We start from the raw sequence: 8,483 nt of genomic DNA, 5'->3' as shown, positions 1-8,483 counted from the left end.
GCGACCCGCAGGGCGACCCGCGCCTGCGCGAGGCCATCGCGCGGCATGTGTCGCACGCGCRGGCGGTGGCCTGCGATGCCGATGCGGTGGTCGTCACCGCCGGTGCGCAACAGGCCTTCGACCTGCTGGCCCGCTGCCTGGTGACGCCCGGCCGCACCGCGATCGCGCTGGAGAACCCGGGCTACCCGCCGCTGGGCGTCGCGTTCGCGCAGGCCGGCGCCCGCCTGCACGACGTGCTGGTGGACGCTCACGGTCTCTGCGTGGACCGCCTGCCGGGCCGCATCGACCTGATCGGCGTGTCACCGTCGCACCAGTCGCCGCTGGGCGTGACGCTGTCAGCGGCGCGCCGGGCCGCGCTGCTCGCGCATGCGCACCGGGCCGACGCGCTGGTGATCGAGGACGACTACGACGGCGAGTTCCGCCTCGGCGGCCGGCCGCTCGACGCGCTGCAGACGCTCGATGGCGGCCGGCGCGTCTTCTACGTCGGCACCTTCTCGAAGAGCATGTTCATGGCATTGCGCGTCGGCTTCGTCGTCGCGCCGCGCTGGGCGGTGCCGGCGCTGGTGGCCACGCGGCTGGCGAGCAACTGGCATGTCCCGGCCGTCAACCAGGCGGTGCTGGCCGACTTCATCGCCGAAGGCCACCTGGCGCGCCACGTGCGCCGGATGCGCGGCGTCTATGCCGGGCGGCAGCAGGCCTTGCTCGAGGCCCTGCGGCGCCATTTCGGCGAGCGGCTGCAGCCGCTGCCCTCGCTGGCCGGCCTGCACCTGTGCGCCGCGCTGCATGGTGAGACGCCGGCCGAGCGCTGGGTGCCGCTCGCGGCGCAGGCCGGTGTGCGATTGGCGACGCTGGCGGCGAGCACGCGGCCGCCGCTGTCGCTCAACGGCCTGCTGTTCGGCTACGGGTTGATCGAGGCCGAGCAGATCGATGCGGCGATGCGCACGCTGGCCACGGCCGTGCGCGGCCTGTGACGCGCGCTACGAGCAGCGCGGCAATTCGACCCGCTGCGTTGCATCGCCCCGCTTCGTCGCGATCACCGGCCGCTCGGCCGCCGTGTGCCACGGCTGCACCGGCCACCACCGCGCGGCCGAGGCCGCCTGCTGCGGCTCCACGCTCTGCCCCGGCTGCGGCGTGAGCACGCTGACGTGCTGGCACGCGGCCGCCGCCAGCACGCGCTCGACCGGCTCGGTCCAGCCGTGGTGGGCCAGTGCGAACAGCCCCCAGTGCACCGGCATCATCAGCTGCCCGCGCACGCGCTGGTGCGCCAGCACCGCCTGCTCGGGCCCGAGGTGCCAGTCGGGCCAGTCGGCGTCGTACTGGCCCGACTCGATCAGCGTCAGGTCGAACGGGCCGAGGCGCGCGCCGATGTCGTTCATCTCGTCGAACAGGCCGGTGTCGCCGGAGTACCAGACGCGGTGCCGCGACCCGACCAGCGCGAAGCCGCTCCACAGCGTGTGGTCGGCCTGCGGGTTGATGCGGCCCGAGGCATGGCGCGCCGGTGTCGCCGTGACCTGCAGCGTGCCGACCGCGGTCGACTGCCACCAGTCCAGCTCGACGATGCGATCGCCCGGCACGCCCCAGCCGCGCAGGTGCCCACCGATCCCGAGCGGCACGATGAAGCGTGCGCCGCGCGCCTGCAGTGCCATCACGGTCGCGCGGTCGAGGTGGTCGTAGTGATCGTGCGAGACGAGCACCGCATCGACCGCCGGCAGCTTGTCGAGCGGGATCGGCGGCGCGAACCAGCGCTTCGGGCCGGCCCAGGTCACCGGCGAGGGCCGCTCGCTCCAGATCGGGTCGAGCAGCACGCGCTGCCCGTCGATCTCGAGCAGCGTCGACGAGTGGCCGAACCAGGTCACGCGCAGGCCGCTGGCCGGTGCGACGGCGAACGCCTCGCCCTGGCTGCGCAGCACCGGCACCGGGCCGGCCGGCGACTGGCCGGGTTCCGAATCGAACGCCCGCCACAGCGCGCTCTTCATGTCGCTCCACATCGGCTGCGGGTTGTTGAATTGGCCGTCGTGCCATTGCGGCGAGGCCTGGACCTGAACCTGCTCCTGCGGGCTGCGGCTCCACTGGCCGAAGCTGGAACAGGCGCTCGACAACACCAGCGCCGCCAGCGCGGCGGCGCACGCGCCACCCCAGGCAACCCGGCGCCAGACCGACTTGCGGCGTTCAGCGCCCATCGACACGCTCCTGGCTCAAGGCATGGATCGCCGGCACCTCGGCCACCTGGCGGACGTCGCCGCCCCGGGCCGCGGCCAGCATCGCGCGGCCGATGCTCTCGGTGGTCAGCAGGCGGTCCGGGAACAGCCGGCGCAGGCCGCTCAGCAGCGGGCCGAGCACCACGTAGAAGCCGTGGATCCAGCCGGTCTTCGAGCGCGCGCCATGCAGCGGCTGGATCGCCCCGGGCCGGAACCCCCACACCGCGCGGAACGGCAGGCGCATCAGCTCGTTCTCGGTGCGGCCCTTCACGCGGGCCCACATCGACGATCCCCGCTCGCTGCTGTCGGTGCCGGCACCGGAGACGTAGATGAAGCACAGCTGCGGGCTCGTGCGCACCAGCGTGCCGGCGATCGCGAGCGTGAGGTCCAGCGTCACGCGGCGGTAGTCGGCCTCGCTCATGCCGAGCGACGAGACACCGAGGCAGAAGAAGCAGGCGTCGATGCCGCGCAGGCTGTCTTCGATCGGTGCCAGGTCGTGCAGGTCGGCGTGCACGAGGTTCGTCAGTTTCGCGTGCGTGACGGCGGGCGGCGTGCGCCCGAGCGTGATCACCTGCTCGACGCCGGCGTCGAGCAGGCATTCGCGCAGCACGCCCTGGCCGACCATGCCGGTCGCGCCGAGGATCAGGACTTTCATTCGTTTCCCTTCAATGCAATGCCATTCCAGAACACGTCGAAACCGGCGGCGACGGGATCGAGCCCGCTGCCGTCGGGTTCGGTCATCACGGCCAAGGTTGCATCGGCCAGGCCGCTGAACATCGCCCCGATGAACTGCACCGGGTAGTCGCGCACCAGCTTCTGCCGCACGCAGGTTTCGGCCTCGCGCAGCAGCTCGACGAAGGGCGCACTGCCGGCGGCGCGGGTCTCGGGCGTGATGCGGTCGGAGACGCGCAACTGCCCCATCACCTTGCACTTCAGCGGGTTCGCGGCGGCCCAGCCCAGGTAGCGGGTCCACACATGGCGGAACTTCTCGCGCGCCGGGGCGGCCTGCGGGTAGTCGCCCATCATCGCGTCGGCCAGCTCCAGCTTCAGCGCCCGGTACAGCGCGTTGACCAGCACGTCCTTGCTGGCGAAGTAGGTGAACAGCGTGCCTTCGGCGACGCCGGCGGCCTTGGAGATCGCCGAGGTGGGCGTCGACCACACGCCGCGCACCGCGAACTCCTCGACGGCGGCGTCGAGGATGGCCTTCTGCTTGTCTTCGCTGCGGGGTCGGGCCATGGCGGCATCACTTAATTGAGCAAGTACTCAATCATATGATTGCACATTCATGCCGGTCAAGCGACTTCTCACCGGCAAAGCGCTGCAGGACACGCGGGGCGCTGGTGCAAAATCCCGCGCGATGGATTACCCCGGCAATCTCTTCGTGGTGGCCGCCCCGAGCGGCGCCGGCAAATCGAGCCTCGTGAAGGCCTTGCTGGAACTCGATTCGCACCTGGTGGTGTCGGTCTCGCACACCACGCGCGCGCCGCGCGGGCAGGAGCAGGACGGGCGCGAGTACTTCTTCATCAGCGAGCCGGCGTTCCGCGCCAAGATCGCGGCCGGCGACTTCTTCGAATGGGCCGAGGTGCACGGCAACCTCTACGGCACCTCGCGCCAGGCGATCGAGGAGCGCATCGCCGGCGGCCACGACGTGGTGCTCGAGATCGACTGGCAGGGCGCGCTGCAGATCAAGCGGCTGTTCCCGAACGCGATCCTGATCTTCATCCTGCCGCCCAGCTGGGAAGAACTCGCGCAGCGCCTGAACCGGCGCGGCGAGGACCACCCGGATGTCATCGAGCAGCGCCTGACGAACGCCCGCGTCGAGGTCGCGCAAGCCCGACATTTCGACTTTGTTATCATCAACGCTCTCTTCGAGTCGGCGCTCTTCGACCTGAAGGCGATCGTTCACTCGCAGCGGCTCAAGTACGCTGCGCTGCAAAGAAGCAAACCTGCTGTCTTTGCCAACCTGAATCTCAACTGAGAACGGAGTTCTTGCCATGGCCCGCATCACTGTCGAAGACTGCCTCGTCAAGATCCCCAACCGCTTCCAGCTCGTGCTGGCCGCCACCTACCGCGCCCGCATGCTGAGCCAGGGCCACGCGCCGAAGATCGAGACCAAGAACAAGCCCGCCGTGACCGCGCTGCGCGAGATCGCCCAAGGCGAGATCGGCATCGAGATGCTGCGCAAGGTGCCGATCTGATCTGCTGATCTCCCGAAGCACGCGGTGCTTCACCCCCAGACGGCCCCTCGCGGGCCGTTCTCGTTTTCCCTTGCTGCGGCCCCACCGCGGCATCTGCGGCGAATCCGCGATAAATTCGGGCCATGAACGCCCGTTCTCCGGCCACTGCCTTGCGTGAACCGCCCGCCCCCTCGGGCCGCGGCGGCAGCACGCCGGTGCCGGCAGCGACGAAAGACGCCGCGGCCGCCTCGTTCGCCGCGCTGACCCACAAGCTCGACTACCTCGACGCCGCCGACATCAAGCGCGTGCGCGAGGCCTACCGCTTCGCCGACGAGGCCCACCTGGGCCAGTTCCGCGCCAGCGGCGAGCCCTACATCACGCACCCGATCGCGGTCGCCGGCCTGTGCGCCGACTGGAAGCTCGACGCGCAGGCCATCATGGCCGCGCTGATGCACGACGCGATGGAGGATTGCGGCGTCACCAAGGTCGAGCTGATCGAGCGCTTCGGCTCGTCCACCGCCGACCTCGTCGACGGCCTGACCAAGCTCGACAAGCTGCAGTTCTCCACGCGCGAGGAATCGCAGGCCGAATCCTTCCGCAAGATGCTGCTCGCGATGGCGCGCGACGTGCGCGTGATCCTGATCAAGCTCGCCGACCGGCTGCACAACATGCGCACGATGGACGCGATGGCGTCGGCCAAGCGCATGCGCATCGCCCGCGAGACGCTCGACATCTACGCGCCGATCGCACACCGGCTCGGCCTGAACCAGACCTACCGCGAGCTGCAGGAGCTGTCGTTCCAGCACACCCGGCCGTGGCGCCATGCGGCGCTGTCGAAGGCGGTGCTGCGCGCGCGCGGCTACCGGCGCGACATCGTCGAGCGCATCCAGCGCGAGGTGGAGAAAGCCTTCACCGACGCGCAGCCGCAGGCCCAGCAGAAGGTGCAGGTGTTCGGCCGCGAGAAGACGCTCTATTCGATCTACAGCAAGATGCGCGAGAAGCACTTCAGCTTCGCGCAGGTCAACGACATCTTCGGCTTCCGCATCGTGGTCGGCACGCTGCCCGAGTGCTACCTCGCGCTCGGCGTGCTGCACCAGCTGTACAAGCCGCTGCCGGGGCGCTTCAAGGATTACATCGCGATCCCGAAGGCGAACGGCTACCAGTCGCTGCACACCACGCTGGTGAGCCCGCTGGGCACGGCGGTGGAGTTCCAGATCCGCACCGAGCCGATGCACGCGGTGGCCGAGAAGGGCATCGCCGCGCACTGGATGTACAAGGCCGGCGGCACCACCCAGCTGCACGACGCGCAGCGCCTGGGCACGCTGTGGCTGCAGTCGCTGATCGACATTCAGGACGAGACGCGCGACGCCAACGAGTTCCTCGAGCACGTCAAGATCGACCTGTTCCCCGATGCGGTCTACGTGTTCACGCCGAAGTCCCGCATCATGGCGCTGCCGCGCGGCGCGACGCCGGTCGACTTCGCGTACGCGATCCACTCCGACGTCGGCGACCACTGCGTCGCGGCCAAGGTCAACGGCGACCCGGTCGCGCTGCGCACCGAGCTGCGCAGCGGCGACGTGGTCGAGGTCGTCACCGCGCCGGGCGCGCGGCCGAACCCGGCCTGGCTGAACTTCGTGCGCACCGGCCGGGCGCGCTCGAAGATCCGCCACTACCTGAAGAACATGGAGCAGGAAGAGTCGCAGCAGCTGGGCGAGAAGCTGCTCGCGCAGGCGCTGCGCGCCGAAGGCCTGAACATGCCGGCCAGCGACCCGGCCGATGCCGCGGCCGGCGCGCTGTGGCAGCAGCTCGCGCGCTGGAGCGGCACGCGCTCGCGCGCCGAGCTGCTGATCGACATCGGCCTCGGCCGCAAGATCGCGACCATCGTCGCGAAGCGGCTGGCCCAGATGATGGGCGAGCGCGGCGAGCGCCCCGATGCGCTGACGCTGACGATGGGCCGCTACGCCGCCGACGACAACGCGCCGTCGCAGGGCCTGGTGGTGATCGACGGCAGCGAGGGCGCCTCGGTGCAGATGGCGCCGTGCTGCCGGCCGATCCCCGGCGACGCGATCGTCGGCTACCTCGGCCGCGGCGAAGGGCTGCTGGTGCACACCGTCGACTGCTCGACCGCGAAGCGATTGTTCGAGCGCGACAGCGAGCGCTGGATGACGGTCGAGTGGGCCGAGGAGCCGGTGCGCGCGTTCGAGACCGGCGTCACGCTGCTGCTGAAGAACGGCAAGGGCGTGCTGGCCCAGGTGGCGGCCGCCGTCAGCGAGGCCGAGGCCGACATCACCCACATCGACATGGACGACGAACCGGCGGCGCAGACGATCGAGCTGCGCCTGCTGCTGAGCGTGCGCGACCGGCTGCACCTGGCCGACGTGATGCGCACCTTGCGCCGTGCCGCGCCGGTGCTGCGCGTCACCCGCGTGAAGCCCTAGCCTCCACTGCCCTTCGGGTACTGCACGTCGATCACCTCGATCCGCTCGAGGCCGCCCGGCGTCATCAACTGCACCTCGTCGCCGACGCGCGCCTTCAGCAGCGCCCGCGCGATCGGCGCGATCCAGCTGATCTCGCCGCGGCTGCTGTCCGACTCGTCGATGCCCTTGATCGTGACGGTGCGCTCCTCGCCGCGCTCGTTCGCATAGGTGACCGTCGCGCCGAAGAACACCTGGTCGTTGCCGTGGTGCAGCGACGGGTCGGCGACCTCGGCGATGTCGAGCCGCTTGGTCAGGAAGCGGATGCGGCGGTCGATCTCGCGCAGCCGCTTCTTGCCGTACAGGTAGTCGCCGTTCTCGGAACGGTCGCCGTTCTTCGCGGCCCACGACACCACCTCGACGACCTTCGGCCGCTCGTCGTCGAGCAGCGTCAGCAGCTCGTGGCGCAGCGCCTGGTATCCGCCAGGCGTCATGTAGTTGCGCGTGCCCTGCGGCAACGCCGGCAGGCCGACTTCGTCGTCCTCGTCGTCGCTGGAATCGGTCTCTTTGGTGAACGCCTTGCTCATGCCGCCGATTTGAACCCAAGTGACCGGCACATGCGATCAGGGTGATTGACTTGCCTAACCGGTTAGGCAGAATAAGACCGCCTCGACACCTTCAGGAACGTCCCATGTACACCCTCTTTGCCACGCCCGGGTCGGTCGGCTGCGCCGCCGTCGATGCCGCATTGCGCCTGTGCGGCGTGCCGTTCGAAACCGTCGAGGCCGCGCCGTGGACCGAGTCGCCCGGCCGCGACCGGCTGAAGCTCGCCAACCCGCTGGTGCAGATCCCGACGCTGCAGGGCGCCGGCGGCCAGCTGCTGACCGAGACGGCGGCGATCCTGATCCACCTCGGCCTCACGCACCCCGAGGCCCGGCTGCTGCCCGCCGACGCGGCCGCGCGCGCCAGCCACCTGCGCGGGCTCGTCTACCTGGCCGCCAACGTCTATCCGGCGATCACGATCATCGATTTCCCCGAGCGCTTCTGCGAGGCCTGCAGCGACGACGAGGCCAGGCGCATCCGCGCGCAGACGCGCCGCCATTTGCACGGGCTGTGGGAGGTGTTCGCCGACAACTTCACCGCGCCGCCGGCCGCCGCCTTCCTGGCGGGCGACGAACCCGGCGCACTCGACCTGATGGCCGCGGCGCTGTCGAAGTGCTTCGGCACGCGCCCTCACCTGGCCTCGGCACGACCCGGCTTCGCCGAGCTGCTGTCGCGCATCGACGCCCACCCGCGCTTCGCCGACACCGAGCAGCGCTACTGGCCGTCATCGACATAAGGACGGCGCTGATGGCCACCGTCTCGGCGGGCGTCGGCGGCGCGCTCGCGCTGGAGTTCGCGAACACCGCCGGCGATCACCTGTCCGATACGCCATCCGAGCGCCTGAGCAGCTGGGCGCGCTTCGCACAGTGGTGCCTCGAGCAGGACCTGGTCGATGCGCGCGGTGCCACGGCGCTGAAGGCATCGACCGACGACCTCGCGCCGGTGGTCGCCGCGCGCGACKCGGTGTTCCGCGTCGGCCTCGCGATCGCAGAGGGCACGAAGCCGCCGGCCGCGGCGCTCACGCTGCTGAACGACCTGGCCGCCGGCGACGGCCCGCGCGTCAGCCACACGCAGGCCGGCCTGCGCTGGCG

General features: G+C 70.4%; 10 protein-coding genes. 6 read left to right on the top strand and 4 right to left on the bottom strand.

Annotated elements, in window-relative coordinates:
• Positions 1 to 971 (top strand): aminotransferase-like domain-containing protein (locus AC1DXV_RS27795; protein ID WP_477936618.1); only part of this gene is annotated, 971 nt, incomplete at its 5' end.
• A 6-nt stretch (positions 972 to 977) separates the two neighbouring features.
• Here AC1DXV_RS27795 and AC1DXV_RS27790 read toward each other — a convergent pair.
• The 3 genes from AC1DXV_RS27790 to AC1DXV_RS27780 are packed head-to-tail and all read right to left on the bottom strand — an operon-like array spanning position 978 to position 3,434.
• Entirely contained in the window at positions 978 to 2,180 is a 1,203-nt protein-coding gene (locus AC1DXV_RS27790; RefSeq protein ID WP_477936616.1) for an MBL fold metallo-hydrolase, read from the bottom strand.
• A complete protein-coding gene (locus tag AC1DXV_RS27785; RefSeq protein WP_477936614.1) occupies positions 2,170 to 2,853 on the bottom strand; it encodes an NAD-dependent epimerase/dehydratase family protein in 684 nt (227 codons plus the stop codon). Before AC1DXV_RS27785 ends, AC1DXV_RS27790 begins: the two co-directional genes overlap by 11 nt.
• Positions 2,850 to 3,434, bottom strand: coding sequence for a TetR/AcrR family transcriptional regulator (locus AC1DXV_RS27780; RefSeq protein ID WP_477874459.1), 585 nt, complete (start codon positions 3,432 to 3,434; stop codon positions 2,850 to 2,852). The genes AC1DXV_RS27785 and AC1DXV_RS27780 overlap by 4 nt, the downstream gene beginning before the upstream one ends.
• A gap of 121 nt (positions 3,435 to 3,555) precedes the next feature.
• Between AC1DXV_RS27780 and gmk the strand changes: the two genes are divergently transcribed.
• The 3 genes from gmk to AC1DXV_RS27765 all read left to right on the top strand — a co-directional run bounded on the left by gmk (position 3,556) and on the right by AC1DXV_RS27765 (position 6,813).
• Entirely contained in the window at positions 3,556 to 4,176 is a 621-nt protein-coding gene (gene gmk / locus AC1DXV_RS27775) for a guanylate kinase (RefSeq protein WP_047507424.1), read from the top strand.
• Positions 4,177 to 4,192: 16 nt separating this feature from the next.
• Positions 4,193 to 4,396, top strand: coding sequence for a DNA-directed RNA polymerase subunit omega (gene rpoZ / locus AC1DXV_RS27770; RefSeq protein ID WP_477869759.1), 204 nt, complete (start codon positions 4,193 to 4,195; stop codon positions 4,394 to 4,396).
• Positions 4,397 to 4,518: 122 nt separating this feature from the next.
• A complete protein-coding gene (locus tag AC1DXV_RS27765) occupies positions 4,519 to 6,813 on the top strand; it encodes a RelA/SpoT family protein (RefSeq protein WP_477936611.1) in 2,295 nt (764 codons plus the stop codon).
• Here the strand turns inward: AC1DXV_RS27765 and greB are convergent.
• Entirely contained in the window at positions 6,810 to 7,376 is a 567-nt protein-coding gene (gene greB / locus AC1DXV_RS27760; protein WP_477869763.1) for a transcription elongation factor GreB, read from the bottom strand. The two genes, AC1DXV_RS27765 and greB, sit on opposite strands and share 4 nt — an antisense overlap.
• Positions 7,377 to 7,480: 104 nt before the next feature.
• Between greB and AC1DXV_RS27755 the strand changes: the two genes are divergently transcribed.
• Entirely contained in the window at positions 7,481 to 8,128 is a 648-nt protein-coding gene (locus tag AC1DXV_RS27755; protein ID WP_477869765.1) for a glutathione S-transferase family protein, read from the top strand.
• 11 nt (positions 8,129 to 8,139) lie between these two features.
• The coding region (locus tag AC1DXV_RS27750) for an ABATE domain-containing protein (RefSeq protein ID WP_477936609.1) at positions 8,140 to 8,483 on the top strand (344 nt) is incomplete at its 3' end.

It is taken from the genome of Rhizobacter sp. P3_C12 (genome assembly GCF_056402735.1).
The sequence above is the reverse complement of the archived record's forward strand: the minus strand, read 5'-3'. Positions and strand labels throughout refer to the sequence as shown.

Excerpts from the sequence above, each read along its gene's own strand:
- AC1DXV_RS27790 (WP_477936616.1), bottom strand. The coding sequence starts at position 2,180 with ATGGGCGCTGAACGCCGCAAGTCGGTCTGGCGCCGGGTTGCCTGGGGT.
- AC1DXV_RS27785 (WP_477936614.1), bottom strand. The coding sequence starts at position 2,853 with ATGAAAGTCCTGATCCTCGGCGCGACCGGCATGGTCGGCCAGGGCGTG.
- AC1DXV_RS27780 (WP_477874459.1), bottom strand. The coding sequence starts at position 3,434 with ATGGCCCGACCCCGCAGCGAAGACAAGCAGAAGGCCATCCTCGACGCC.
- gmk (WP_047507424.1), top strand. The coding sequence starts at position 3,556 with ATGGATTACCCCGGCAATCTCTTCGTGGTGGCCGCCCCGAGCGGCGCC.
- rpoZ (WP_477869759.1), top strand. The coding sequence starts at position 4,193 with ATGGCCCGCATCACTGTCGAAGACTGCCTCGTCAAGATCCCCAACCGC.
- AC1DXV_RS27765 (WP_477936611.1), top strand. The coding sequence starts at position 4,519 with ATGAACGCCCGTTCTCCGGCCACTGCCTTGCGTGAACCGCCCGCCCCC.
- greB (WP_477869763.1), bottom strand. The coding sequence starts at position 7,376 with ATGAGCAAGGCGTTCACCAAAGAGACCGATTCCAGCGACGACGAGGAC.
- AC1DXV_RS27755 (WP_477869765.1), top strand. The coding sequence starts at position 7,481 with ATGTACACCCTCTTTGCCACGCCCGGGTCGGTCGGCTGCGCCGCCGTC.